The 25,378-nt window shown below is 49.5% G+C and carries 25 protein-coding genes; 4 read left to right on the forward strand and 21 right to left on the reverse strand.

Going from position 1 to position 25,378, the window contains the following annotated elements:
- Positions 1-10: 10 nt before the first annotated feature.
- Entirely contained in the window at positions 11-526 is a 516-nt protein-coding gene (locus EBB54_RS10430) for a GreA/GreB family elongation factor (protein WP_330554460.1), read from the reverse strand.
- A 468-nt stretch (positions 527-994) separates the two neighbouring features.
- On the opposite strand from EBB54_RS10430, the gene EBB54_RS10435 reads away from it, so the two are divergent.
- Positions 995-1,414 carry an Hsp20/alpha crystallin family protein gene (locus EBB54_RS10435; RefSeq protein ID WP_125127381.1) on the forward strand — a complete coding sequence of 140 codons (420 nt, stop codon included), beginning with the start codon at positions 995-997 and terminating at the stop codon, positions 1,412-1,414.
- Positions 1,415-1,560: 146 nt separating this feature from the next.
- On the opposite strand, the gene EBB54_RS10440 is transcribed toward EBB54_RS10435, so the two are convergent.
- The 10 genes from EBB54_RS10440 to EBB54_RS10485 all read right to left on the reverse strand — a co-directional run bounded on the left by EBB54_RS10440 (position 1,561) and on the right by EBB54_RS10485 (position 11,191).
- A complete protein-coding gene (locus tag EBB54_RS10440) occupies positions 1,561-2,196 on the reverse strand; it encodes a hypothetical protein (protein ID WP_004078278.1) in 636 nt (211 codons plus the stop codon).
- A gap of 100 nt (positions 2,197-2,296) precedes the next feature.
- Complete coding sequence (locus EBB54_RS10445; protein ID WP_125127382.1) at positions 2,297-4,723, reverse strand: ATP-dependent DNA helicase; 2,427 nt, start codon at positions 4,721-4,723, stop codon at positions 2,297-2,299.
- Positions 4,724-4,775: 52 nt separating this feature from the next.
- Positions 4,776-5,627 carry a sensor histidine kinase gene (locus EBB54_RS10450; RefSeq protein ID WP_004078276.1) on the reverse strand — a complete coding sequence of 284 codons (852 nt, stop codon included), beginning with the start codon at positions 5,625-5,627 and terminating at the stop codon, positions 4,776-4,778.
- Positions 5,608-6,342 carry a LytR/AlgR family response regulator transcription factor gene (locus EBB54_RS10455; RefSeq protein ID WP_125127383.1) on the reverse strand — a complete coding sequence of 245 codons (735 nt, stop codon included), beginning with the start codon at positions 6,340-6,342 and terminating at the stop codon, positions 5,608-5,610. Before EBB54_RS10455 ends, EBB54_RS10450 begins: the two co-directional genes overlap by 20 nt.
- Positions 6,343-6,350: 8 nt before the next feature.
- Entirely contained in the window at positions 6,351-7,295 is a 945-nt protein-coding gene (locus EBB54_RS10460; RefSeq protein ID WP_004078274.1) for an SPFH domain-containing protein, read from the reverse strand.
- A gap of 3 nt (positions 7,296-7,298) precedes the next feature.
- Positions 7,299-7,742 (reverse strand): NfeD family protein, encoded by a 444-nt coding sequence (locus EBB54_RS10465; RefSeq protein ID WP_004078273.1) that lies wholly within the window; start codon positions 7,740-7,742, stop codon positions 7,299-7,301.
- Positions 7,743-8,038: 296 nt separating this feature from the next.
- On the reverse strand, positions 8,039-8,818 hold the full coding sequence (locus EBB54_RS10470) for a TIGR03915 family putative DNA repair protein (protein ID WP_004078272.1): 780 nt from the start codon (positions 8,816-8,818) through the stop codon (positions 8,039-8,041).
- Between the two features lie 45 nt (positions 8,819-8,863).
- The gene (locus tag EBB54_RS10475) at positions 8,864-9,115 is read right to left on the reverse strand and encodes a nucleotidyl transferase AbiEii/AbiGii toxin family protein (RefSeq protein WP_243127620.1); all 252 of its coding nucleotides are present in this window, start codon (positions 9,113-9,115) and stop codon (positions 8,864-8,866) included.
- Positions 9,115-9,657, reverse strand: a complete 543-nt coding sequence (locus EBB54_RS10480; RefSeq protein WP_004078269.1) for a type IV toxin-antitoxin system AbiEi family antitoxin domain-containing protein — start codon at positions 9,655-9,657, stop codon at positions 9,115-9,117. Before EBB54_RS10480 ends, EBB54_RS10475 begins: the two co-directional genes overlap by 1 nt.
- 223 nt (positions 9,658-9,880) lie before the next feature.
- Positions 9,881-11,191 carry a putative DNA modification/repair radical SAM protein gene (locus EBB54_RS10485; protein ID WP_334295300.1) on the reverse strand — a complete coding sequence of 437 codons (1,311 nt, stop codon included), beginning with the start codon at positions 11,189-11,191 and terminating at the stop codon, positions 9,881-9,883.
- A 460-nt stretch (positions 11,192-11,651) separates the two neighbouring features.
- On the opposite strand from EBB54_RS10485, the gene EBB54_RS10490 reads away from it, so the two are divergent.
- Positions 11,652-12,239, forward strand: a complete 588-nt coding sequence (locus EBB54_RS10490; protein WP_125127384.1) for a DUF3267 domain-containing protein — start codon at positions 11,652-11,654, stop codon at positions 12,237-12,239.
- A 26-nt stretch (positions 12,240-12,265) separates the two neighbouring features.
- Here EBB54_RS10490 and EBB54_RS10495 read toward each other — a convergent pair whose 3' ends face one another.
- The 3 genes from EBB54_RS10495 to EBB54_RS10505 are packed head-to-tail and all read right to left on the reverse strand — an operon-like array spanning position 12,266 to position 14,591.
- A complete protein-coding gene (locus EBB54_RS10495; RefSeq protein WP_125127385.1) occupies positions 12,266-12,982 on the reverse strand; it encodes an ABC transporter permease in 717 nt (238 codons plus the stop codon).
- Positions 12,979-13,794 (reverse strand): ABC transporter ATP-binding protein, encoded by an 816-nt coding sequence (locus EBB54_RS10500; RefSeq protein WP_125130725.1) that lies wholly within the window; start codon positions 13,792-13,794, stop codon positions 12,979-12,981. Before EBB54_RS10500 ends, EBB54_RS10495 begins: the two co-directional genes overlap by 4 nt.
- Positions 13,794-14,591, reverse strand: a complete 798-nt coding sequence (locus EBB54_RS10505) for a MerR family transcriptional regulator (RefSeq protein ID WP_125127386.1) — start codon at positions 14,589-14,591, stop codon at positions 13,794-13,796. The genes EBB54_RS10500 and EBB54_RS10505 overlap by 1 nt, the downstream gene beginning before the upstream one ends.
- 175 nt (positions 14,592-14,766) lie before the next feature.
- On the opposite strand from EBB54_RS10505, the gene EBB54_RS10510 reads away from it, so the two are divergent.
- The gene (locus tag EBB54_RS10510) at positions 14,767-15,489 is read left to right on the forward strand and encodes an SAM-dependent methyltransferase (protein ID WP_125127387.1); all 723 of its coding nucleotides are present in this window, start codon (positions 14,767-14,769) and stop codon (positions 15,487-15,489) included.
- Positions 15,490-15,601: 112 nt separating this feature from the next.
- On the opposite strand, the gene leuS is transcribed toward EBB54_RS10510, so the two are convergent.
- From leuS to EBB54_RS10525, 4 genes are all read right to left on the reverse strand, one after another.
- A complete protein-coding gene (leuS, locus tag EBB54_RS10515; RefSeq protein ID WP_125127388.1) occupies positions 15,602-18,034 on the reverse strand; it encodes a leucine--tRNA ligase in 2,433 nt (810 codons plus the stop codon).
- 408 nt (positions 18,035-18,442) lie between these two features.
- Complete coding sequence (locus EBB54_RS31590; protein ID WP_279229964.1) at positions 18,443-18,571, reverse strand: hypothetical protein; 129 nt, start codon at positions 18,569-18,571, stop codon at positions 18,443-18,445.
- 45 nt (positions 18,572-18,616) lie between these two features.
- Positions 18,617-19,435, reverse strand: a complete 819-nt coding sequence (locus EBB54_RS10520; protein WP_004078870.1) for a ZIP family metal transporter — start codon at positions 19,433-19,435, stop codon at positions 18,617-18,619.
- A gap of 97 nt (positions 19,436-19,532) precedes the next feature.
- Positions 19,533-20,132, reverse strand: a complete 600-nt coding sequence (locus EBB54_RS10525) for a DUF3793 family protein (RefSeq protein WP_125127389.1) — start codon at positions 20,130-20,132, stop codon at positions 19,533-19,535.
- Positions 20,133-20,330: 198 nt separating this feature from the next.
- On the opposite strand from EBB54_RS10525, the gene EBB54_RS10530 reads away from it, so the two are divergent.
- The gene (locus tag EBB54_RS10530; RefSeq protein WP_004078867.1) at positions 20,331-20,753 is read left to right on the forward strand and encodes a hypothetical protein; all 423 of its coding nucleotides are present in this window, start codon (positions 20,331-20,333) and stop codon (positions 20,751-20,753) included.
- A gap of 125 nt (positions 20,754-20,878) precedes the next feature.
- Here the strand turns inward: EBB54_RS10530 and EBB54_RS10535 are convergent, their stop codons facing one another.
- Genes EBB54_RS10535 through trkA form a run of 3 tightly spaced genes read right to left on the reverse strand, consistent with a single transcriptional unit; the run spans position 20,879 to position 25,378 of the window.
- Positions 20,879-22,528, reverse strand: coding sequence for a CvpA family protein (locus EBB54_RS10535; RefSeq protein ID WP_125127390.1), 1,650 nt, complete (start codon positions 22,526-22,528; stop codon positions 20,879-20,881).
- A 37-nt stretch (positions 22,529-22,565) separates the two neighbouring features.
- Positions 22,566-24,011 (reverse strand): TrkH family potassium uptake protein, encoded by a 1,446-nt coding sequence (locus EBB54_RS10540; RefSeq protein WP_125127391.1) that lies wholly within the window; start codon positions 24,009-24,011, stop codon positions 22,566-22,568.
- Between the two features lie 8 nt (positions 24,012-24,019).
- A complete protein-coding gene (gene trkA, locus EBB54_RS10545; RefSeq protein WP_125127392.1) occupies positions 24,020-25,378 on the reverse strand; it encodes a Trk system potassium transporter TrkA in 1,359 nt (452 codons plus the stop codon).

Below are 25,378 nucleotides of genomic sequence, written 5' to 3' on the forward strand. Positions count from 1 at the left end.
CGGCAGCTTTTTAATAGCTTCGTATATGGTCCGACTCTTCCTCCTGGGTATTTTCAATCTTTTTGATCACGGCATAGTATCCATAATCGTCATTGACCCTGATGTATACCCTGTCATTCACCTTATGCCCGATGATGGCTTTTCCCAGCGGGGATTCGATGCTGATCAGCCCATTCAGGGAACTGCCCCGGATGGAGGTCACCAGCCGGTAGACTTCCGTCTCGTCATCCTCCTCGATATAGAGCTCTACCGTATTGTTGATTCCCACCTCGTCCTCCCTGGAGCTGTCATCCACGATCACCGCGTTTTTCAGCATCCGCTCCAGATAGCGGATTCTGCTCTCGTTCTGGTTCTTGTCCTTTTTGGCCGCGTGGTACTCAAAATTCTCGCTCAGATCGCCGTGCGCCCGCGCTTCCTTCACCGCTTCAATGGCGGTCTTTCTGACCACGAGCTTCCGGTGCTCTATCTCCTCTTCAATCTTCTTTACATCGCTTTTTGTCAGTCTGTCCTTCACATTCTTCTCCATTCTGCTGAATCACTGATTGTTTCCTGCACTTCTTTCTAAGTATAACCCATAAAAACCGTTCCGGGCAAGTTTTTCAGGAAAAAAAGTGCGCCGTATAAAAATCGGGAATCCCGGGCATCTTTTATTTTAGAGTTCCCGCTGTGATTGTTACAGTTCACGGCCCAACCGGCCGCGAACTGTAACGCATCCAGCCCATTGAAAGGTCGCCTGACGGCGAGGGGCTGGATGCCCGCCCCATCACTGAATTGGCCGGATGCCGTGCAGCAGGTGCACGACACCGTATGAACAGTAACCTGTGATTCGCATTGCCTTACAGTTTATACCCTGTCAGACCCTGAATCGCACCGGGTTCACATTTTATTCACATATTATTAGCACTCACCTATTGACAGTGCTAATAATATGTGCTATAGTTCTTATAGAACAAAGATAACAATCATTTTCAAATTACACATGGAGGGATGACATATGTTACTGCCAAGCAGAAATTTTATCGACAACTTTTTCAACGATCCGTTTTTTGAGAGACCTTTCGAACATGCCGCGTCACAGATCATGAAGGCAGACATTCATGAGAATGACAACAGCTACCTGGTAGAGATGGAGCTTCCGGGATATAAGAAGGAAGATATCAAGGCGGATCTCAAAGACGGCTATCTCACCGTCACCGCTTCGAAAAACGAGACCAAGGAAGAACATGATTCCAGAGGAAAGTGCATCCGCAAGGAGCGTTATACCGGCTCCTGCAACCGCAGCTTCTATGTCGGCAAGGAGCTGACACAGGAGGACATCAAGGCCGCATTCTCCGACGGAGTCCTTCACTTAAGCATTCCAAAGGAAGTTCCGAAAGCCATCGAAGAACAGCCAAGATATATCGCAATCGAGTAATACAAAAAGTGACTGCCGGGAAACAGGTTGTGTATAGATTCCCGGCAGTCACTTTTTGAATGCAATGTATGAAAAAAACGGAAGGGAGCGCTGTGTCTCCATTCCGTTTTTTTGTACATTTCTGACCATACTTTCTTTCGTATGTATTATTTCTCCACACCTGCGTTCTTATAATATTCTTCGAACATTCCATTGATCGCGCTGTGCGTATCATCGCAGATACCCGGAAGAGCCTTGCCCCAGGAAGCTGTTGCCTGCTCAAAGCCTTTTTCTACCGCATCCTGCATCTTTTTCATCTTAGCGGGATCGTCTCCTGCAAGCGCCTTCGCCATATCGAAAATTCTCTGGGAGGTCTGCTTTACTCCCCAGTAACCATCCTCGGAAATCGCCTGCTGAGCCTCTGCCTTTGTCTGTGCATCTACGGTAAAGTTGCCGCTTGCGATCTGACGCCAGAATGCGTCGCTGCCTGCTGTAAGGCCGGTGATCCCCTGCTTGTTGAATGTCTGCATCATCATATTGGTGAAGCGTGACATCTGGTTGTCCAGATCTGACTTTAAGCTTTCTACCAGAGCTGCCCTTTCGGAATCGCTCATCTTGCTTGTAACCTTTGTATCAGCGCTGAACTCTGCACGGTCTGTATTCGGAGCTGCCGCACCTACTGCCGAAGCATCTGCTGATCCATCCTTCTTCTCTGCAGCAACCTTGGAAGCTGCAGCTACATTATTGGCATTCACATACGCGTAATTATTCTGGATATTCTGATAATTCTCACCGATTTTCACTTTATTTCCTCCTTTTCTTTTATTAGGAAAACCAATTATTATCCTCTGTTAGATATATCGGCGCAACCCCTGAAAAGTTAAGAAAAATCTGGTATTTCGGCTAAATCCTTCCGTTTCCCCAGAAATATTTTAGTTTCTCCTCCAGGTTTCCCAGCCTGCAGGTCTGTATCCTGCTCCATTCTCTCGGAAATGTGCCCTGGTACTGGGCTCCCAAAAACCGCTCATCCAGCAGAAGGATCACCCCCCGGTCCTCCTCCGTGCGGATCACCCGCCCGGCAGACTGCAGGACTTTATTCATACCGGGATACAGGTAAGCATAATCAAAGCCGGACAGCTTCCTGCTGTCAAAGCAGGCACGCAGGATCTCCCGGTCGTTGCAGACCTGGGGCAGCCCCGTCCCTACGATCACGGCTCCGATCAGGCGGTCTTTGGTCAGGTCGATCCCCTCCGAAAAAATCCCGCCCATCACGCAGAAACCGGCCAGGGAGTTGTCCCGTTCCTCCTCAAAGGTCTCCAGGAAGATCTCCCTCGCCTCCTCCCCCATGTACTGGGACTGCAGGACACATTCGATGTCGTCCTCCTCCGCCGCTTCGCCCCGGAATGCTTCATACACATCCTCCATGAAACGGTAGGACGGGAAAAAAATCATGTAATTGCCCCTTTTCGCCCGGATCGTCTCCAGAATATACCGGGCGATCCTGCAGTACATCTCCTTTCCCCGCAGGGTGTATCTGGTGCTCACGTCGGTTCCTAAAAGGAGCAGCCTGTTTTTTTCAGGAAACGTGGATTCTGCATAGACCGCGTAATCGTCCGTTTCCACGCTCAGCAGCTTTTTATAATAATGAATGGGAAGCAGTGTGGCGGAAAAAAATACCGTGCTGTTCCCCTGTTCCAGATACTTCTGAAGGTTCGCCGCAGGGTTCACGCACAAGAGCTTTAGCTTGAAGTGCCCCTGCCGTTCCAGTTCCGCATAAACCGTGTAATTTTCATCCAGTATCTCATAGATATTGAGAAAATCACGGACCTGGAAATAGAAATCCAGCACTTCCTCCCGCTTCCCCTGATCCTGGCATTCCTCCAGATAACGCTCCAGTTCGGCGAAAACGTTCATCAATTTTAAAGAGACATGGGACACACTGTCCACAACCTGACAGCCGCCTTCCCCTTTTGCGAATCCGGGATTCTCCTGCAATCCGGCGGCTTCCTTCATCAGAATGGTATAATTTTCACATTCCCGCTTCATCTCCAGAAGCTGCCTGTTGCACTCTTCCAGACGTTTTGCCAGCACGGGGGCCTCTGTTTTCACAAGCCGCTTGATCCTTAAGACCTCCTCTTTATAGATCTCGGCGCTGTACATCTCCCGCCCCCGCTCCACCAGATTGTGGGCCTCGTCGATCAAAAAGAGATAACCGCCCTTGTTTCCTTCCGAGAAAAACCGTTTCAGATGGGCATTGGGGTCAAATACATAATTATAGTCACAGATCACCGCATCTACCCAGAGAGACACATCCAATGCCATCTCAAAGGGACAGACCTGATACTCCTTTGCCTGGGCTTCCAGCACGCCGCGGGTCAGCTCGCAGCCCTTATTGATCAGGTCGAACACCGCGTCGTTGACCCGGTCATAGTGCCCCTTTGCGTAAGGGCATGCGTCCGGGTTGCACTCCGTTTCCTCGCAAAAACAGATTTTTTCCTTGGCGGTGAGCGTGATCACCTTAAACTGCAGTCCCCGGCTGCGCAGCGTCTGAAATGCCTGCTCCGCCACGGTTCGGGTGATGGTTTTCGCCGTCAGATAGAAGATCTTCTCCCCCAGCTCCTCCCCCATGGCCCGCACAGCAGGAAACAGGACCGCCATCGTCTTTCCCACCCCGGTGGGCGCCTGGATGAACAGCTTTTTCTGACGCAGGATCGTGCGGTAAACGGAAGCCGCCAAATCCCTCTGCCCCGCACGGTAGGGAAAGGGAAATTCCGTCCTGCGGATGGACGCATTTCGTTCTTTTTTCCAGGCGATCTGAAATCCGGCCCATTTTTCATAGGCATGAACCAGATCCCCAAACCATCCTTCCAGCTCTTTCAGCCCGTATTGCTGCCGAAACCGTTTGATTTCTTCGGTCTCCAGGTTGCAGTAGGTCATCTGCACGCCGACCGCGTCCAGTCCGTTCTGGGAGGCGTATATGTATGCGTAGCACTTCGCCTGGGCCAGATGGACTCCCACCGGCTCCCGCACCAGCTCCAGATCCCGCATGACGCCTTTGATCTCGTCAATGACCGTCTGCCCCTCTTCCGTCAGTATCCCGTCCGCACGCCCCTCCACCTGCAGAATAAAGCCCTCGCAGGGGCATTGTATTTTCAGCAGAACCTCCGCACGATAAGCAGAACCCATCCGCCTCTGGATCTTGCGGTGAATCCTGCTCCCCTGCTGCATGGCGTCGCGTTCCATGCTGCCGGCCATACGGTTGTCAATGTCCCCCTCCCGCAGAATAAATTCCACCAGGTTCCGGACTGAAATTTTCACTGTCTGTTCCATGTTTTTTTCCCGCGTTTTCGTCTCTTAAGATTCCTTCTTCCTTCTTTCTGCATTATACCACAACTGTGATATGGATGTAATTTTTTTCTTCGATCATTTCCTGGGCAACCGTGATCTCCCCATCCGCTTTTTGGATCAGGGACTTAACGCGCGCAAGGCCCGCCCCCCGCCTGCCGGTTTTCGAATCCTTGGTGGTATAGCCGTTTTCAAAAAAACGTCCCAGCTCTTCGAAGGGAAGCCTCCGGTATTCATTGAGAATCTCGAATACCGCCTTGTCCTCCCGGGAATCCAGGAAGATTTTCACCCGGCCGCCCGCTTCCGATGCCGCCTCGTAGGCATTGTCCACCAGCACCCCCACGATCTCGATCAGGCTGTGCTCCGACGTTCTGGATAAAATCTGCCAGTTGCGCACCTCCGCATCGGTATCCACATTTTCCGGCGCGCTGACGATCTTACTGTACAAAAATCCGGCCAGCACCTTGTCGCTGATCCGCAGAAGCGGCAGAAACTTGCTGGCGCTGTCCCGGCGGATCTCCAGGATATACTGGGACTGCTTTTCCACCAGTTCCTCGTAGTTGTCCACCGTCAGATGCATATTCAGGATCGCGTTGATATGGTTGTCAAATTCATGCTGCCTGGCACGGATCTCCTTCACCAGCTCTTCCAGCGGCTGAATATAGAGACGGTACATCTTCAGTTCCTGTTCCTGGTTCCGGATCAGGTCGCTGCTCAGCTTCCAGTCCACGGCCCCCCAGATGATCCCGGTCATGACCAGGATAAACACGATGATCATTTTCACATTCAGGGTGCCGCTGAACATCAGGTCCGTCACCAAATACAGACCGATCACGAGAGATATGGTGCACAACGTCCTGTATAAAAGCTTACTTCTGTTTTTCCCCATATAAGATCCTCCTGACTTCCGGCTTGAAGGTAACTCCGATATCAATCCATTCTGAAGATCCCTCCACCTGGATCACCTGGTTGACCAGATCATAATACTTTACGGCGCTGCGGTTCACCACAAAGGTCCTGTGGCATTGAAAAAACATCCCCTCCGGCAGTTTTTCCAGCAGCTTGTGGATGGACAGGTAGGGAACCTCGATCTGTTCGTTTTTCAATTGGAGGCACACCCCTCTCGGAATGGCCCGGCAGAACATGATCTCGTCGCAGAAAATCTTATAATTGACCCCGTTTCTCTTTACCATGATGGAAGGCCGCATTCCCGCATGCAGATGGAACAGAACCTTTCTGACGATCTCCTCCACCTCCGACTGGACATAGGGCTTTACCACATATTGGTAGCAGTGCAGCCTCCGGTATGCCTCCATCTCCAATCCGGCTACGGAGGTGATCATGACCAGAGGCGTAAACTCATACTGCCGCATGCTTCGGATCTCCTCCGCAAACCGGATGCCGGAGGTATCCCCGTCTTTTTCCGGTTCCAGATTCACGTCCAGAAAGAATAAATCAAAAGAAACGGTGCTGCCAAGCAGCAGCCTGGCTTTTGCCAGGTCTGCCGCCGCATCCACCGTTATTTCCGCGGATATGTTCTGCAGCATTTTTTTCAATGCCGTCCGGCTGGTGTTCTCATCTTCCAGTATCAGTATTCTTGCCATGCTAACTGTCACTCCGGTTTTGCAGCGTCGATGTGGGCGACTTCTGCGATAGTCTTCGTCAGTCCCGCGATTCCCTGCAGTTCAGAGGGGATGATGATCTTCGTTGCCTGGCCGTCGGCCGCCTTCACAAATGCTTCCAGGCTCTTGAGTGTCAAAACCGCCTGGTCCGCACCCGCTGCCTTCACAAATTCGATACCTTCTGCGGTGGCCTTCTGCACCGTGCGGATTGCTTCCGCCTGACCTTCCGCCTCCCTGATCCGTTTCTGTTTCTCTGCCTCTGCCTTTAAGATCGCAGCTTCCTTGGATGCCTCTGCTTCCAGGATCACAGATTCCTTCTCACCTTCCGCAACCAGGATGGTAGACTTCTTCTCACCTTCGGCGCGTAAGATAGCTTCTCTTCGTTCACGCTCTGCCTTCATCTGCTTCTCCATGGCATCCTGGATGGCTTTCGGCGGCATGATGTTCTTCAATTCCACACGGTTGACCTTGATTCCCCATTCATCTGTCGCAATATCCAGGATCGTCCGCATCTTGGTATTGATGGTCTCCCTGGATGTCAGTGTCTCATCCAGCTCCAGGTCGCCGATGATGTTACGCAGGGTCGTGGCCGTCAGATTTTCGATGGCAGAGATCGGGCTTTCCACCCCGTATGCATATTTCTTCGGGTCTGTAATCTGGAAAAATACAACCGTATCAATCTGCATGGTTACGTTATCCTTTGTGATCACGGCCTGGGGATCAAAATCTACCACCTGCTCTTTCAAAGAAACCTTCTTGGCAACCTTATCCAGGATCGGCATTTTAAAATGCAGCCCCACGCTCCAGGTCTCCTTGTATCCGCCCAGACGTTCCAGAATATAGGCATACGCCTGGGGCACGATCTTGATGTTGGAAATGATGATTAAAAGGACAATGACTAACATGATAATGACGATAACTAATCCGAGATTCATACTCTATTCCTCCTCATACTTTTTTACAATCAGCTTTACTCCTGAGATGTTGACGACCTTTGCCAGATCCCCCGGATTCAAAACCTCCCCGTCATCCTCTGTCCTGGCCGTCCAGTCCATCCCGTTCACAACCGCGGTTCCCGTCTCCTGCCGATTATTGACCGTCTCTGTTATTCTAACCACTTTTCCGATAATTCCCTCATAATTTGTCTTTTCGTGATGGGAATTTATGTATTTTACCGCAAACGGACGGGTAAAAAACAGTAATAAGAATGATACGGCCAGAAATGCGCCTGTCTGCCACCAGATATCCAGACCGGCTATATTGAAGAGCAATGCCGCCACTGCGCCTCCGGCCAGCCAGATCGACGTCAGACCGACAGTCGCGATCTCAACAACAAGAAACACGATCAACAATCCAAGCCAAATAAAAACCTCTTTCTCCATGCGCCCTCCTTCTTTCTGTATAGTTTCATCTGGTGTACTGTAATGAATGTGATCCGTTCATTACTTCCTGATGTTGATTCTATCTTAAACCGCTTACTCGGATTATACAATACCTTTTGCGTGAATGCAGTGTTTTTATGTCTCAATGCATTATTATCTAACCGACCGTTCATAGTAACGACATCCAGCTCTTTGAAAGCCGTCTGACGGCGAAGCACCAGCGCTGCTTGTTTAGGATGGATCAAAACGGGGCAGATTCCCGCCCTATCACTGTACAGCCCCTCAATGGGTTACTGTCAGCGTGCTTCTCTTATGGGAAGAAATTCCGTCATATCCTGCCGGAAATGGAGCGGCAGATGGGTTCTCTGGCAGATCGGGTTCTTCCGTTCTTTTATGGCTATGGACTGGAAAAAGCCCTGCCACAGCCTCTCAAACTCCGTCTCCGCCATGGAAATCTTCTCCGCTTCTTCCTGGTTAAGGCACTCGCCGCTTACTAAAGCCCACCGGCATCTCATAGGATGTACAAGGAACTCCCGGTAGGTTTTGTCATAGATCATCCAGTTTTCCAGAGGGAAGCGATCCGCGAAATGATCTGCAATACATGTCAGCACCCGGTTCTTTGGGGTGATTTCTGAAAAGAGGACTCCGTTCTCCAACTCCCGGAACCGGATAAACTCCATAAACTGATGCGCCTCGTTGGCCACTTTCCTGCTCAGTTCGAACACGCAGGCCACATCCGGATCGGACAAATGCTCCATGATCCGCTTGCTGTTGCCCACCGTCCGCGCAGTCTGCATCACATGGAATACGGCTTCTGCCTTTTTCGGATGGGCGGACAAAAGTGCGTGGTATATGTCCCAATACGTATTATATCCCAGATGGTTCTGGATCAGCTTCTCCACGGCCGCCGCCTTGCGCTCCTCCTCCGTCACTTCCGCGTATTCACAGAATAGCTGTGTATCCATCATTCCCCGCAGCTCGATCCCCGCCTCCCGATCCCGGCTTTCTTTCCACGCGTCATAAATGGCAGAAAATATCCCGGTGATCGTGTCGCTGCAGATATAGACTTTTTTCATGCTGAATCCACCTCCATCTCATTTATTCACCAAAGCAAATTATATTCAAGCAAATTTTAGCGATGCTAAAAATGATAGGGAATAACGTATAAAATCAATATCCAAATCCTGTGTAGCACGGCGGACATTCCCTGTTTTGCTTCGCATGACAACGCCCCCCTTTATTGTAACATTTCTATTTAGAGGGCCTGAGGCTAATGCCCGAAGCACCAAATCCTGACAGATTTTCGCACTTGCATTTGCCGCGCTGTAACCATTTGCCTGTTCTTGCTCTATTAATTCCAGAATATTGATCATTATAGTACCTCCAGTTGTAATGTTTCCATTATCATGTTTGTCTTTGGAAGAATATATGCATATTCCTGAATTGCCTGAATATCCAATGTATCAATCTGATTTCTGTAGCTGCCAATAATCTCTTTATAATAATCAAAGGGCAGCTTATTTTTACTGCGTATCAATTCTACAAACATTCGTTCTTTATTATAAATAGAAATCTTTGTACCGTTGTAAGGCATTTCAATCTTACCGAGTTCAACTTCCAAGCTGTTCTCGAAAATCTGTCTTACCCTTAAATCCCTGATTTTTGCTGCTCCTCTAGGGGTCTGCAAATAATAATACTCTGGAATTACATCTGTCATTCCATGATAATAAAATGCACTGTTTAATGTAATAATTGCTTTTGAATATTTCCATGAAATAATTTCCAATTCAGCTACATATTTTTCATCAGAATAGACTCCCTTTTCTCTTCTATATAGATTTCCATCTGCAATTGCTTTTTTTATCTGATAGTCAGAACCAAGTTTTAACTTACATTCTTCATAAGAATAGAGCATAAAATCATCCTTCACTAAATATCTGTATATTTTTAATTTTTACAGACTTTTAGTTTAATTATATAACTTAAAATGATTTTGTCAAGAACAAAGGACGAGATAAAATATCGCTTTGTTACTATTCACAGTCATTTCACTCACATGCGCAAAAACAGCCAGCAAAGCTGTCTGCCGATGCTACTGCAGTTCACAGTCTAATGCACGCAAACTATAATTCATACTTCTATGCCTGCAGAATCTGCACTGCCCCGCTGTCCGTATAATTCACATCATCAAACAAGGACAGCTGCCTGTAAGTGATGCCGGACACCGTATCCGGCAGCCGTTCCTTCGTATTGAGCAAATTTCTGGTGATATAGTCCTCATCCAGCTTGGTACGGTACATCATCTTCCCGCTGCAGGTCAGAAAATACAGCGCCCGCTTTAAGACCACACCCATGTTCTTCAGATCCTCGAACTTAAGGTTCCCCATCTGCCTTGCCTTCACAATCCGCATGGCAGACTTGACGCCGATGCCCGGAACCCGAAGGAGCATATTGTAATCCGCCCGGTTCACTTCCACCGGAAACTGTTCCAGGTGCTTCAATGCCCAATTGCACTTGGGGTCCAGAAAGATATTGAAATTCGGGTGCTCCTCGTCCAGCAGCTCCTTCGCCTCGAAGCGGTAAAATCGCAGCAGCCAGTCTGCCTGGTACAGCCGGTGCTCCCGCAGAAGCGGCGGCCCCTCCCCGGTCCTGGCAGGCAGGGCCGAATCCTCATTGACAGCCACAAAGGCAGAGTAAAACACTCTTCTCAGTCCGAACTTCTGATACAATGACTCGGCCACATTGAGAATCTGGTAGTCCGTTTCCGGAGTCGCCCCGATGATCATCTGGGTGCTCTGCCCTGCTGGCACAAATCGGGGCGCGTTCTTATACAGGACAATCTCCTGCTTATTCTCCTGCATACGGTTCTGCACCATGCGCATCGGCGCCAGGATGTTCTTCCGGCTCTTATGGGGCGCCAGAAGACGCAGCCCCTCCGCGGTGGGAAGCTCTAAGTTCACGCTCATCCGATCCGCCAGAAATCCCACCCTCTCAAGCAGCTGTGCATCCGTCCCCGGAATCGCCTTCACATGGATATATCCTTGAAAATTGCATACATTCCGCAATCTGTACAAGGTCGCATAGATCAACTCCATCGTATAATTCGGACTCTTCAGAATCCCCGAGCTTAAAAACAGGCCCTCAATATAATTCCTCCGATAGAATTCCATCGTCAGAGTACAGACCTCCTCCGGTGTAAAAGAAGTCCTGACCACATCATTGGATGAACGGTTGATGCAATACTTGCAGTCATAAATACACTCATTGGTAAATAAGATCTTCAGCAGACAGATACATCTGCCGTCCGAAGAAAAACTGTGGCAGAGCCCCGCCGCCCGGCAGTTCCCCATGCCCGTCCCATCCCCCTTGCGGTCCACCCCGCTGGACGTACAGGCCACATCATACTTCGCTGCATCCGATAAAATCTGCAGCTTATCATACACGGACATCTGAACCTGAATCTTCTCCAACAACTTCCTCACACCTTCTCTTCCGACAGAACTTCCATCACTCAAACCCAAAACGTTTGTTCTTTTTTATAATAACACAACCCTCTGACGATTGCAAGCATTTTTTCGAACTTACGTTCTTTATTTCTGCCGCCCAGAGGGCCGGGGAACTCATGCCTGTATGGAAGACAAGCATTGCGGAAATGTACATACAGGCTATGGAATCCCTCTGTTACTGTGAGCACCCGGCCAGGGGGTGAACAGTAACAGAGGGATTCCTATTTCTTCCTATTTCCGTGTTTTTAGTTCGACAAAATACAGGAAATATGTTATACTTGTATCTGCTGAATCATAATAACGGCAAGGAAAGGCGGCAGCCATTGTCAAAAAATAACTATTCTTTTTTTGGGAAATGGATCTACCAAAAACGATAAGTTAATATTTGAGGAGGGTGATTCCAATGGATAATCATAGTGAAACTTTTGAAAAAATAAAAGCACAATTACATGAACAGGGTTATCGTGAAAAAGATGTTACAATTACTTCCGGAAAGGCAATGATTTTAGGTGTTTTGTATGCACTTCCATTTGTAATAGTTTTTGGCTTGCTGTATCGCTTTTTGCTAATTAAAAGAGCACATTTGTTAGATGTAAGCGGTCTTTCATTTTATATCCTATTTATAGCGATTATTGCAATTTCAGTTGTTATACATGAATTATTACATGGTGTAGGTTGGGCGGTTGCAAGCGGAAAAGGCTGGAATGTGGTTCGCTTTAATATGAACGCAATGATGCCAAGCTGTGCCTGCAAAGTGGCATTGGAAAAGAAAGCCTATTTATTTGGCGTTTTAACTCCTTTTGCAGTATTAGGTTTTGGCAGCGTATGTTTTATTTTTATATATCCGGGTACAGTGTCTTTCCTTACTATGGTTGTTAATTTTGTTTCCGCAGGAGCTGATTTAATGATTGCATGTAATGTGTTAAAGGAGAGGGATGTCCTGATTGCAGACCACCCGAAAGAAGCTGGTTATATTGCATTTTATAGATAAATTTGCTCAAAATGTCCCTCTCCAAACTATTTTGCTTTTTGTTTTTTTAAAGCGATTCCACATACAATTACCGCTGCAAAAAAGCTAACAAAGAGATACCATAGATTTTCAAAGCAAAATCCATGATCCAACATCAATCGGTATCCCCAATAAGCAGGAAAAATACGCCCTATGGATTCAAGAAAATCGGGCAGCAAGTCGATCGGGAACATAATTCCTGAAAGCATAATTGAGGGCAAAAACAATAATTGTGCTATCATCGCCAGTTTCGCTTGATTTTTTACCGTCAGTCCTAAAACACTTCCAATGCTTAACGACACAAGAATGTATATAGCAAGTGCAAGAAAGAAAAACGGAAGTTGTGTCGGCAACGTTGCTTCAAATAGAATAGGGGCAAGCAGCATGATCACAATACAGCTGATCATCAAATGAACAAATGCCGAAAGGAACATTGTAACAAGTCCTAAACAGATCGGTACCCCGTTTGCTTTATAAACCTTTTTTATGTCACTTCCGTACGTTTCAATCAACGACGGCGGTAATCCGATCAGTGCCCCCATTGAAACACTCATTACAATCATAGATTGTATCAGTGTACTTCCCATTTCGGGCATAACGGAAGTAAAAATACCGCCCATAAGAAGAAAGAAAATAAGCGGAACGATATAGCAGGTAACTAAGAGGGACTTACTTCGTATATCCAATTTCCACTGTAACGCCACACCATATAAAAAACCGTTCATTTTGTTTCCCTCCTTGCCATTTCGATAAAATGTTGTTCAAGTGTACCACGGTCAACTTGAATATCCAATATATGAATTTCTTTTTGCTTCAAATCATTCAGCAGTGAAATCAAAGTATCTTCAATATGATCTGTTTCAAAAGTGCTGTTTCCTTGCTGCGTTTTGATATGGATAAAATACGTCTCCCCAATCTTGTCTGTCAATTCTGCTGCTGTGCCGCAAAAGGCAATATTCCCGGTATTCAAAATTGCAATGCGGTCACATAAACTTTCCACTTCTGCCATATCGTGACTTGCCAAAACTATCGTTTTTCCTTGTAGTTTCAGTTTGCGGATTTGTTCGTGAAGCGAAACCCTGCCCATGGTATCAAGCCCCGCAGTCGGCTCGTCGAGAAAAATAATATCTGGATTGCCGATCAGTGCAAGCGCAAGATGTAATCGCCTTTTTTGTCCTGTGGATAGTTGGATGTACTGTTTCTTCTCAATTTCTTTCATGCCAAGAGCGTTAAGCATCGTGAAATCCATCTTTGCCCTGTTCCATTTTGAAAATAATCTTACAGCCTCCATCGGTTTGATATGGGCTGGCAAAGAGGATGACTGCAGCTGAATGCCCATTTTCCCGTTTACCGTAATTGTACCGCTGTCATATTTTCTCAGGCCCTCAATACATTCAAGGGCCGTCGTTTTTCCTGCACCATTTACACCGAGCAGCGCGAACGTTTCTCCCTTTTCAATGTCAAAATCAAGTCCATTGAGAACCTTGTTATTGTCATAGCTTTTCTTTAATCCACAAACTTGTATTGCACTGTTCATCATTCCACCTCCTCAAACGGATTTTCTCCAAGTCTTGAAAAGTAGATTTGCAAAGCTGGCTCTAAATAGCCGTTTACAATTTTTTGTCTTTCTTCCCAAGCATTTGCAGCGGTATCAATATTGCCGATCTCCATCAGTTTCTGAAGCATGCTCATATCACCGTTGGTAAATTCCGTAATCAATCCCCAATACTCTTTTACAATTCGCTGGCATTTCTCACTTTCAGGGGACACACCCGCCTTTTGAAGTTCTATAATTTCATCACTCAAACGATTGAATTTATCTATAAAATTCAAACCGCTTTCCTTATCAAACCGATTACGGATATGATCCAGCGTATCGTCATCAAAACGCTTAATGAGATAGTAAGAGTTGTTTTTCATTTGCAGGTTGACAATGATATCTGCATACTTCTTAAAATTGACTGTCTGCATTTGTAACACTTCTTCTTTTAACTGTTCGATTGCTGTCAGAGAAGCCGTTAGCTGTTCTATCTTCTCCCGTATGCTATCTGCCTGTTCGGTAAGGGCCGCTGCCACATCTGCCGGTGTTTCTAAAGAAATTAAGCGGCCCTTTATATCATCCAAAGAAAAACCCAGTGATTTCAAAGATACAATTTGATGGAGCATAACTAAGTCTTTATCTGTATAAAGCCTGCGTCCGCCTTCACTCTCTGCCGAAGGGGATAACAAGCCTTCTTTGTCATAATATTGCAATGTACGTACAGTAACTCCTATTTTCTTTGCAGCCTCTCCAACTGTCATAAACCCAAGCGGTATTGCTCTGTGCTTTGCCATAATTGCCTACCTCCTATGATAGATTATACATCATTACGCCGCGTCATAAACAAGACCTTTTTTTAAAAAATTGATGGAATGTCGAGGAAATGAATTTTTTATAAAGTCTATTCCCTCTGGAAAAATATTGCGGTATAATGAAGCCATCAATCTGGATTTAAAGGAGACATAGTATATGAATATTGTTAATTATAAGAAGTATATTTCAGCGGAAACTATGATGGGTCCCAATAGCGTAAGGATATTAGCAGAGCTACTTGATAAATACCCTCTGCAGCTAGTTTCCAATGATATGGTTCTCGACTTAGGATGTGGAACGGGGCTGACAAGTCTCGTCATTGCGAAAGAGACCGGAGCAAGGGTTTTTGCAAATGATTTATGGATCAGTGCAGAAGAAAACGGGAAACGGTTTGCGAAATGGGGTGTTGGGGAACAGATCACGCCCATTTGTGAAGATGCAAGCAATCTTCATTTTGCAAAAAAGCAATTCCGTGCTCTGATCAGTATTGACTCTTATCATTATTTTGCGGGAAGTATGGGATTTTTTCAGGAAAAGATTTTGCCATTTATAAAAGATGCCGGAGAAGTTTTGATTGGAATACCCGGTCTGAAAGATGAATATACAGGGCGTGCAGAGGAACTTCTATCCGATTGGCTCGGTGATAATGCCTATATGTTCAAAAATCCAAAACTCTGGAAAGAACTTATTGGTGACAACGACAGGATTGAGTCGGTGACAACATGGGAAATGGATTGTTTCAACGGAGCCTGGGATGATTGGCTTGCAGCAAATAAAAAATTCGCTCTTGACGATAGGAAGCACTTTGAGACTATCATTAAACCATATACTTGTTTTGTGGGCATTTATGTCAAAATAGCGGGCGGTAACATGGCATAAAAAAGCGGCGTTTTCTTCTCCCTGTTTTGGGATAGGAAAACGCCGCGTCTGTGTTGTATTCAGTTATCAATATTTCCAAGCAATCTAATCTGTTGTGAGCATTTCTTCTCAACTATTTCGCCACAATATTAATAATTTTCCCCGGAACATAAATCTCCTTCACAATATTCCCGCTCAATTTATCCCCCAGAGCTTCCTTCCCTGCCGCAATGGCAGCATCCTTATCCGCGTCCGCCGGAATGGACACAACCACCTTCGTCTTCCCGTTCACCTGAACCGGAATCTCGATCTCGTCATCTTTCATGTGTGCTTCGTCATAGCTGGGCCAGCCTGCGCTGAACACAGTCTCGGCGTGCCCCAGCTGCTCCCACATCTCCTCTGCGAAGTGAGGTGCAAACGGGGAGAGCAGAACCGCAACCGTCTCCAGCGTCTCATGGTCGATCCCGCCGGTCTTCTTCGCCAGTTCCATGAACTTGTTGTTATACTCCATAAATCCGGAAATCACCGTATTCAGGCTGAAGCTTTCCAGACGCGTGGTGATATCGTAGATCATCTTATTGCGCAGCTTGAGCATCTCCTTCGTGGGCTTTACGTCCGCATCCTTGCTCTCCATCACCAGGTTCCAGAGCCGCTTTAAGTAACGGTTGACCCCGTCGATGCCGCGGTCGTCCCACTCTGCGTCCAGCTCCGGAGGACCTACGAACAGTTCGTACATCCGCAGGGAATCACAGCCGTAATCCCGCACCAGGTCATCCGGCGACACTACATTTCCCTTGGACTTGCTCATCTTGATCCCGTTCTTTCCGGTGATCATTCCCTGGTTGAACAGCTTCTGGAACGGCTCGTCAAAATCCACCACCCCGATATCATGCAGGAACTTGGTATAGAACCTGGAATACAGAAGATGCAGTACCGCATGCTCCACGCCGCCGATATACATATCCACCGGAAGCATGGTATCCGCCTTCTCCCTGGACACCAGTTCCTTGTCGTTGTGGTTGTCCACATAGCGCAGGAAATACCAGGAGGAGCCTGCCCACTGTGGCATGGTGTTGGTCTCACGCTTCGCAGCCTTGCCGCAGACCGGGCAGGTGCAGTTCACCCATTCCTCAATGCCTGCAAGGGGAGATTCCCCGGTACCGGTGGGCTCATAGGATTCCACCTCGGGCAGGGTCAGAGGCAGCTCTTCCTCCGGCACCGGCACGTTGCCGCAGTCCGGGCAGTGGATGATCGGGATGGGTTCGCCCCAGTAACGCTGGCGGGAAAATACCCAGTCGCGCAGCTTGAAGTTCACGGTTGCTTTTCCGATGCCCCGCTTCTCGATGATATGGGGAGCCTCCTTTTTCAGTACCGCAGACTCCATGCCGTTCCATTCCCCGGAATTGATCATAGTTCCGGACGCCTCGGTATAAGCCTGGGTCATATTTTCAATCTCTTTTCCGTCCTTGGCAATGACCTGTACGATGGGGATGTCAAATTTTTTCGCAAACTCAAAGTCACGGTCATCGTGGGCCGGCACGCACATGATGGCGCCCGTTCCATAGTCCGCCAGTACATAGTCTGACAGCCAGATAGGCGTCTTCGCCCCGTTCAGCGGATTGACGGCATAGCTTCCGGTAAACACGCCGGTCTTTTCCTTATCCTGGAGACGGTCCACGTTGGACTTCATGGATGCGTCGTAAATGTATTTTTCCACCGCTTCCTTTGTCTCCGGCGTGGCAAGGCTTGCCGCCAGGGCGTGCTCCGGAGCCAGCACCATGAAGGTAGCGCCGTAGAGCGTATCCGGGCGGGTGGTATAGACCGTGATCTTCTCCTCCCGGCCGTCCACCGGGAAATCCACTTCCGCGCCGTAGGATTTTCCGATCCAGTCGCTCTGCATCTTCTTCACCTTTTCCGGCCAGTCCAGCTTGTCCAGATCCCCCAGCAGGCGGTCCGCATAGGCGGTGATCTTAAGCATCCACTGGCGCAGGTTCTTCTTCGTCACCTCCGCGCCGCACCGCTCGCAGGTTCCGTTTACCACTTCCTCATTGGCAAGCCCGGTCTTGCAGGACGGACACCAGTTGATGGGAAATTCCTTCTCGTAAGCCAGCCCTTCCTTGAACATTTTCACAAAAATCCACTGGGTCCATTTGTAAAAATCCGGATCTGTGGTGTTGACTTCCATATCCCAGTCATAGAGGGCCGCGATCTGGTTGATCTGCTTCTTGATATTTGCCACATTCTCCGCCGTGGACACCGCCGGATGGATTCCCATCTTGATGGCGTAGTTTTCCGCCGGAAGGCCGAAAGCGTCCCAGCCCATGGGATGTACGATATAATGCCCGTGCTGCAGCTTGTAGCGGCTCCATACGTCGGAGATCACGTACCCTCTCCAGTGCCCCACGTGAAGCCCGTTTCCGGACGGGTAGGGGAACATGTCCAGGCAGTAATACTTCTGCTTCGGATTGCCGGAAGCGTCCGTCTTCGGATTCACCGGATTCTTTTCCCAGTTTTCCTGCCATTTCTTTTCGATTGCCTTATGGTTGTAGACAATTTTCTGTGCCATTTAAAAATCCTTCCTTTCATTGAAATACTCAAGGGCTGCCGCCTGTCCTGTCCAAATTGCGCCCCGTTCCATAACAGCGCCCTCAAAAAAAGCCCTTTCATCTTCATTTAAGAGACGAAAGGGCTTTGTTTTTCCGTGGTACCACTCTTATTCATCCCGCAGTCCCCCTGCCGGATGCACTCATTGCTTCTGTAACGGGAAGGCCCGCTTCTGCTTACTGCCACGAAAATATACCGGTATCCGTCTGCAGCCGCCCTCCCGGCCAAATCCGTTTTGCGTCTGGCACGATGACAGGGCGCGGCAGAGTCCGTCATTTCTGCGCTTCGGCAGAAGGACTCCAAGGCGAGTTCGGAAACCTCCGCTTAGAAACCATGAAAAAAATACTGCCCATACTTTTTTCAAGTCCCCTTACTGCCTCACACCAGCCGGCAGTTCTCTGAAAAGCATCCGTTTCTTACTGCTCCTCTTCAGCGTCTCTTCAATATACGTTGTTATTATAAGAAGAATGTTAAAATAAGTCAAGTCATTTTTACTCATTTCCCCTCATTTTCCCTGGATTTCTTCCGGCTTTGCAGAGAAACCTCAGCCCAGGGCCACATCCAATATCATCATCAGTGTAAAGCCTAAGGCCACCCCGATGGTTCCGATGCTGGAATGCTTTCCCGCCTGGGATTCGGGCACCAGTTCTTCCACCACCACATAGATCATGGCTCCCGCCGCAAAAGCCAGCAGGTACGGGAGCACCGGAAGCACCAGCCTGGTAAGGAGGATGGTGATCCACGCCGCCACCGGCTCCACGGCTCCGGACGCGGTTCCGTACAGAAAGGCCCGCCCTCTCGACATCCCTTTCGCCCGCAGGGGCATGGAGATGATCGCCCCCTCCGGAAAATTCTGCACCGCGATTCCCACGGCCAGCACAAAGGCTCCTGCCAGCGAGATCATCGCATGTTCATTTAAAACACCGGCAAAGGTCACCCCCACCGCCATTCCCTCGGGGATATTATGCAGGGTAACGGCGAGGACGAGCATGTTTGTTTTTTTTTGGCCCCCGCAGCAGGCCGGAGGACAGCAGGGATTCGTGCAGCCGCATCTGCTCTCCGCTTCCTCCTCCGCCTGGTAGATATGGGGCGTCAGAGAATCCAGCAGCAGCAAAAATCCCATTCCCATCAAAAATCCCACCGTTGCCGGAACCCATGCAATCCCGCCCTGCTCCCCGGACATTTCGATGGCGGGAATCAGAAGGGACCAGACCGACGCCGCGATCATCACCCCGGACGCAAACCCCAGCAGCGCTTTATGAAAACGCTCGTTCATTTCCCCCCGCAGAAAAAATACCATAGCCGCCCCCAGCGTGGTGCCGGCAAAGGGAATCAGCGTTCCAAGCAGTATATTACAATCCATATCCGATTATTCCCCCATTCGTATCAAATCTCTCGTCATCTTATGATATGCACGAACGGCGGATTTGCCACCTGCCCTTTCCTGCCAAGACTTCCCTCTATTCCTCTTTTCCGAGAATCTCCCGCAGGGACTTTCCGGATAAAAATTCATTGACCGCATATTGTTTGGCCTCGTCGTAAGTGTGAAACGTCCTTGCGGCGCAAGGCATATCATGGTACACCTTCCAGTACCCCACCGCCAGGCAATGGCTCCCCCCGGTCCGTATAAATCCTTCCACATCCGCCGCCGGATAGCCCAGAAAGGCCCCGATCTCATGGGGAAATCCCTTGTCCTCCCGGTTTGCCGCATGAATCCGTCCCGCCAGAAGGTCCAGCATCTCCTCCAGCTCCATCCCCCGGTATCCGAAACGCCCCAGGATTCCGCGGATTTCCGGGCGGCTTACGTATTCCTCCAGTTCTTCCCTGCGGTAAAGGAACACAAGCCCTTTCCCCCTTTTTTCTCCAAGGATCTTAAGGTCCACCCCGGTCCCGCAAAAAAACTCCGGGATTCCTCTGCACGCTCCTTCGTCCAGCGTGATCAGGCAGGACGCCTTTAAGCCTTTTAAAAACGGCGCACACTGCAGCACGATCTGAAATTCCAGGCGCAGCCGCAAATCTCCATGTTTCAAAAAATAGGCCGTAACCTCTGCAGGCATCATTTTGCTTACTACCTCCCGTCCCCTTCGTCTGCAGTATCTATTTTTTTCGTTTTTCTCCGCATTATCCCTTTTTTGGCTTTCTTGTTTTTTTACCCTTTTTTTAGTTGTCCCTTTCCTCACTTTAGTGTATAATAGATGTAAGAGATTTGAGCAGTGACAATTACTCAAAAATACATCTACATAAAGGAGAGATTCGTCATGGTATACTTAATAACAGGCCCAAGGGGCAGCGGAAAGACTCAGCAGATCATCGAGCTTGCGAATGAGAAGGTAAAGACAACCAACGGGAATGTGGTGCTGATCAAGAAGAGCCACCGCGACACATCCAGCGTCAATTTTAATATCCGCGCAATCTGTATGGCTGATTACAGCGATATCACAACTTTAGAGGAACTGGTCGGATTCTTATACGGCATGGTAGCAGGCAATCACGACATTGAGACCATCTTCATAGACGGCGTATTGAAGCAGGTTGATATTTCGGTCGATAATCTGCCTGTATTTTTGCAGAAGATCAACAAAATCTCCAAGGATAACAGCATAGAATTTTATATCAGCGTAAGCTTAGAGAAGGATAAGATTCCGGAGATCGACAGCCCGGATTACAAGGTTCTCAGCTAAGCAGTGCCTATTTATGCACTGATCAATGACTGCTTACGCGGTTTTTGTTCATTGAATTTAATCCTGTTTACTCCAAAAAAAGAAAACCTGCATGCAGCGGGTTTTCTTTTTTTGCTCTCTGAACTCTATTCTTCCGATCCGTCGTCCGTTTCCTTCTGAACCCGGGCTTTCTCCTCTCCATCCAGCGAAAGAACCGTGTTGGTCTCCTCTCCCGCCTTATACTCGATGGTCACTTTGTCCCCCACGTCATATCCGATGATGCTGATATACTCCGCGATGGAAATGTCAAAGATGTCGTCGGAGCCCTCAAGCATCACAAAATAATGTGAATTGCCGTCGATGACACCCTGGACGATCCTGCTGATCTTCGCGGTCACCGTCTGGATCTCCCGTGTATCCTCGGCCACGGCCTTGATCCCGTTTTCATACATGAGATCCGTATAGGCGGCCTCACAGGAGCTGACCGTATCCCCGATGGCCACGATCTGGTACTTCTGCACATTGACCATGGCATATTTTTTCACCAGCCCCGCGTCGTCCTTGAGGGCGATAAAATACGTGGGTTCCCCGGATATATTCAGCAGCAGCGGGAAGGTGGCCTGGTATTTCAGGTTCTGCACCTGCCCTTCAGCGGAGGACATGGCGGACGTCTCCGTGGCGCCCTCAATGGCATAGAATTTTGTCTCCATGGTCCGCTGGTTCATCAGCACAAAGCCCACGTTGGACTGGTCGCCGCTGACCGAGGTCACGCCGGTATACACCCATACGTCGTCGTCGATGGCCAGGTAGTTATAGCCGTTGGTGGTGATCAGGCAGTCTTTCTGCCCCAGCACGCTGTTGAAATAGCCGTGCTTGAGGGTGCCGTAATAATCATACAGCTCCACCAGAAGGTCCGCGGAATAGGCCCTGTCGATCCACTCCGGCACCTCGTCGATGGCATAGTCCGCAGTCTCTCCGGTGACGGCGTTGCACAGCACCACCCTTCCCACCGTGATGCCCCCGAACAGGCCGATGTTGTACTTGCGCACCGGACAGATCCAGTAGGGCACCCCGTCGTCGTCGATCTCAAAGCTCAGCTCATTGAAGATATACGTGGGATACCGAAACCGCAGATGCCGGTAGATATTCCGGTTAAAATGGTCGCTGGTGGTATATTTCATCCCTTCGCTCAATTTGACCAGTTCCGTATTCTGGGTGGCCATATCGATCCGAATATAGGCCGGAATCCCTTCCCGCAGGTTGGTAAACCATTTGATCAGGCTGGCATAGCGCAGTGGGGACACCCGCACCGGCTGATCCTGGTAATTGATCTGGCTGTACAGGTCGTCCACCTCAAACTGGGACACCATATCCACCATGCTCCCCATCTTCCGGTTTCCAAGAATCTGGGCGGAATCCCGGTCCAGCAGGGGGATCTGGTCAAAGGAAAGCTCCTCGATATCCTTGGTAAACTCCCCTTCCTGCACCTTGAGAAGCTTCTGGTACTTCTTCGCGTTCACGATAGGCGAGGACAGCAGGGAACCGATCAGGTAAGCGCCCACCAGAAGCACCAGAACCGCTTCAATGACCTTAAAGCCTTTCAGCTTTTTCAGTTCATAGCGCGTAGGCCGCTTTTTCATGATATAGGCGGCGGCCACGGCCAGCACCAGCAGGATCAGAAACATCCACAGATCCGCGGAATGCAGGTTCAATGCCGGCAGCGCCGCATAATAATACCCTGCCGCCAGGATCAGCACGGCCAGGACCGCCAGGACTTTCAGTTTCGTTTTTTTCATAAATCTCTCCAATCCGCCGCCGGATTCCGGCGGCTATCTAAAACTTTCTCCTCCACAGCTCCGGAGACAGTAAGAGCAGGTATGGGAAGATCTCCAGCCTTCCCACCAGCATGTCCACGCAGAATATGACCTTGGACAGACCGGAAAACTGCGAAAAGTTCTCCACCGGCCCTACCCCCGAGATCCCGGGCCCCACGTTGTTCAACGTGGTCAGCACGGCGCTGAACGAGGTCCCGAAGTCAAAATCATTGACCGATACCAGAAGCACGGACACCAGCAGAATCATGACATAGCAGATGAAATAAATGTATACGCCGTTCATGGTTTCTCCGCTGACCTTTCTTCCGTTCACCCGGACCAGGGTCACCGCCTTGGGGTGCAGCATCCGCTTGATCTCCTGCTTGATGCTTTTCAAAAGGATCATCAGACGGGACACCTTGATCCCCCCTCCGGTGGACCCGGCGCAGGCCCCCACCACCATCAGGGAGAGGAGAATGGCTTTGGAAAATTCCGGCCACAGGTTCCAGTCCGCCGTGCAGAACCCGGTTGTGGTGATGATGGCCGCCACCTGGAAGGAGGCGTACCTGAATGCGTGCAGCACACTGCCGTACTGATGCAGGATATCTACGGTGATCAGCGCCACTGCTCCGGCAATGATCCCCATATAGATATGCAGTTCCTCATTTTTGAGCGCTTCCTTCCACTTGCGCATGCAGACCAGGAAGTAGAGGTTGAAATTCACGCCGAACAGGATCATAAATACCGTGATCACGCCGTCGATATAAGCGCTGTCATAATGGGCCACGCTGGCGTTCATATTGGAAAAGCCCCCGGTTCCCGCCGTACTGAACGCATGGAGCAGGGAATCGTAAAAATTCATCCCCCCAAAGAGCAAAAGCACCACCTCCACAGCGGTCAGTACAAAGTACATGGCATAGAGGATCTGCGCCGTGGTCCTGGCCCTGGGCACCAGCTTGTCTGCCTCCGGCCCGGGCACCTCCGCCCGCATCAGATGCATGGAATTTTCATCGTCTAAGGAGGTCAGCATCATGACAAATACCAGCACTCCCATCCCGCCGATCCAGTGGGTCAGGCTCCGCCAGAAGGCCATGCCCCTGGGAAGCGCCTCGATATCGGTCAGGATCGTAGACCCGGTTGTGGTAAAGCCGGACACGGTCTCGAAAAAGGCGTCCAGGTAGCTGGGGATACTGCCCGAGAGAAAAAACGGGAGCGCCCCGAACAAAGACCACAGAATCCAGGCTGAACCGACGATGATGAGCCCCTCTTTTTTATAGATCCTCCGTTTTCCCGGTTTCTTCCTGCCCGCCAGCAGAAAGATGAGAAACAAAAACCCGCTGACCACCGCGAAGTGCAGCGCGCTCTCCTCCCTGTAAAGCAATGCTACAAAGGCCGGGATCAGGAGAAGCGCCCCTTCCACTCCCAGCATTTTACTTATGATAAACACTGTCATCCTAATATTCATGTCCGCACCTACAGCAAAATATCCTCAATATCCTGAATCTGTTTTTTCATTGTGATCACAATTACATTATCCCCCACCTGAATGCTGTCATCCCCGTTTGGAATGATGATCTTCCACTTTCTTGCGATACACGCGATCAGGTTGTTGGGTTTCAGGGATAAGTCCTTCAATGGGATATCCGTATACCTTGTCTCTGCCTTGACAATAAATTCCAGTGCTTCCACCCGTTCGTCCACAAGCTGGTACATGGTTTCCACGTTGGCGCTGCCCTGGGAGTTTCTTCTGGCCCGCACATAGCTTAATATGGCATCCGCGGTGACGGTCTTTGCGGACACCACGCTGTCCAGTCCGAAGTCCTCGATCATCCGCACCCGCTGGTCCTCGTTGACCTTCAGAATGATCTTGGGCACGCCCTGGCTCTTGGCAAACATGGACATGATGATGTTCTCCTCATCCATGCCCGTCAGTGCGATAAATGCGTCCGCATCCTGAATGCCCTCCTCGATGAGCAGGTCGTGGTTGGTGGCGTCCCCGCAGATCACCGTCGCCTTGGGCAGCATCTCGCACAGCCCTTCGGATTTTTCCTTGTTCTTCTCAATGATCTTGACCTGCATCCCGATATTCGCCAGTTGGAGCGCCAGGTAGAAGCTGGACTTTCCGCCGCCGCAGATCATCACGTTTTTCATCTTGATCTTCCGGTAGCCCAGAAGCTTGAAAAACCGGCTGATGTCCTTATGGGACGCCGCCACGTGCAGCCGGTCTCCTGCCTGCACGACATAATCGCCGTCCGGGATCACCACGTCCTCCCCCCGTTCCGCGGCGCAGACCAGCACCTTGATCTGGAAGCGGTTGTACATCTCTGCCAGCGACATGCCCTGGAGCTTGCTTTCCTCTGACACCGGAAATTCGATCAGCTCCACCCTGCCTTTGACAAAGGTCTCGATCTTGCTTGCATTGGGAAAGAGGACCAGCCTGGAAATCTCCTCCGCCATGGTCAATTCCGGGTTCACCGCCATGCTCAGGTGCAGGTCTTCCTTCAAAATATCGATCTGCCTGTAGTAGATCGGGTTCCGTACCCGGGCGATGGTATGCAGCGCCCCGATCCGCTTCGCGATCAGGCAGCTCAGCATATTGCATTCGTCCGTGGAGGTGCAGGCGATGACCAGATCCGCCTCCGGCACCCCGGCGCTTTTCTGCACTTCTACGTTTCCGCCTTCCCCGTGAACACAGATGATGTCCATTCGGTTCATGGCATCCATCAGCTTTTCCTCATTATTATCGATCAAAACAACATCATAATCTTCTGCGGAGAGCTGCCTTGTCAGCTTATACCCGACTTTGCCGTCTCCTATAATCACGATCTTCAT

Origin of the sequence: Schaedlerella arabinosiphila (genome assembly GCF_003885045.1) — a bacterium.
In the GTDB taxonomy this organism is placed as follows: Bacteria; Bacillota; Clostridia; order Lachnospirales; family Lachnospiraceae; genus Schaedlerella; species Schaedlerella arabinosiphila.

Coding starts and splice junctions, on each gene's coding strand:
- EBB54_RS10430 (WP_330554460.1), bottom strand. CDS start 526: ATGGAGAAGAATGTGAAGGACAGACTGACAAAAAGCGATGTAAAGAAG.
- EBB54_RS10435 (WP_125127381.1), top strand. CDS start 995: ATGTTACTGCCAAGCAGAAATTTTATCGACAACTTTTTCAACGATCCG.
- EBB54_RS10445 (WP_125127382.1), bottom strand. CDS start 4,723: ATGGAACAGACAGTGAAAATTTCAGTCCGGAACCTGGTGGAATTTATT.
- EBB54_RS10450 (WP_004078276.1), bottom strand. CDS start 5,627: ATGGGGAAAAACAGAAGTAAGCTTTTATACAGGACGTTGTGCACCATA.
- EBB54_RS10455 (WP_125127383.1), bottom strand. CDS start 6,342: ATGGCAAGAATACTGATACTGGAAGATGAGAACACCAGCCGGACGGCA.
- EBB54_RS10460 (WP_004078274.1), bottom strand. CDS start 7,295: ATGAATCTCGGATTAGTTATCGTCATTATCATGTTAGTCATTGTCCTT.
- EBB54_RS10465 (WP_004078273.1), bottom strand. CDS start 7,742: ATGGAGAAAGAGGTTTTTATTTGGCTTGGATTGTTGATCGTGTTTCTT.
- EBB54_RS10470 (WP_004078272.1), bottom strand. CDS start 8,818: ATGAAAAAAGTCTATATCTGCAGCGACACGATCACCGGGATATTTTCT.
- EBB54_RS10475 (WP_243127620.1), bottom strand. CDS start 9,115: ATGATCAATATTCTGGAATTAATAGAGCAAGAACAGGCAAATGGTTAC.
- EBB54_RS10480 (WP_004078269.1), bottom strand. CDS start 9,657: ATGCTCTATTCTTATGAAGAATGTAAGTTAAAACTTGGTTCTGACTAT.
- EBB54_RS10485 (WP_334295300.1), bottom strand. CDS start 11,191: ATGTCCGTGTATGATAAGCTGCAGATTTTATCGGATGCAGCGAAGTAT.
- EBB54_RS10490 (WP_125127384.1), top strand. CDS start 11,652: ATGGATAATCATAGTGAAACTTTTGAAAAAATAAAAGCACAATTACAT.
- EBB54_RS10495 (WP_125127385.1), bottom strand. CDS start 12,982: ATGAACGGTTTTTTATATGGTGTGGCGTTACAGTGGAAATTGGATATA.
- EBB54_RS10500 (WP_125130725.1), bottom strand. CDS start 13,794: ATGAACAGTGCAATACAAGTTTGTGGATTAAAGAAAAGCTATGACAAT.
- EBB54_RS10505 (WP_125127386.1), bottom strand. CDS start 14,591: ATGGCAAAGCACAGAGCAATACCGCTTGGGTTTATGACAGTTGGAGAG.
- EBB54_RS10510 (WP_125127387.1), top strand. CDS start 14,767: ATGAATATTGTTAATTATAAGAAGTATATTTCAGCGGAAACTATGATG.
- leuS (WP_125127388.1), bottom strand. CDS start 18,034: ATGGCACAGAAAATTGTCTACAACCATAAGGCAATCGAAAAGAAATGG.
- EBB54_RS31590 (WP_279229964.1), bottom strand. CDS start 18,571: ATGAGTAAAAATGACTTGACTTATTTTAACATTCTTCTTATAATAACA.
- EBB54_RS10520 (WP_004078870.1), bottom strand. CDS start 19,435: ATGGATTGTAATATACTGCTTGGAACGCTGATTCCCTTTGCCGGCACC.
- EBB54_RS10525 (WP_125127389.1), bottom strand. CDS start 20,132: ATGATGCCTGCAGAGGTTACGGCCTATTTTTTGAAACATGGAGATTTG.
- EBB54_RS10530 (WP_004078867.1), top strand. CDS start 20,331: ATGGTATACTTAATAACAGGCCCAAGGGGCAGCGGAAAGACTCAGCAG.
- EBB54_RS10535 (WP_125127390.1), bottom strand. CDS start 22,528: ATGAAAAAAACGAAACTGAAAGTCCTGGCGGTCCTGGCCGTGCTGATC.
- EBB54_RS10540 (WP_125127391.1), bottom strand. CDS start 24,011: ATGAATATTAGGATGACAGTGTTTATCATAAGTAAAATGCTGGGAGTG.
- trkA (WP_125127392.1), bottom strand. CDS start 25,378: ATGAAGATCGTGATTATAGGAGACGGCAAAGTCGGGTATAAGCTGACA.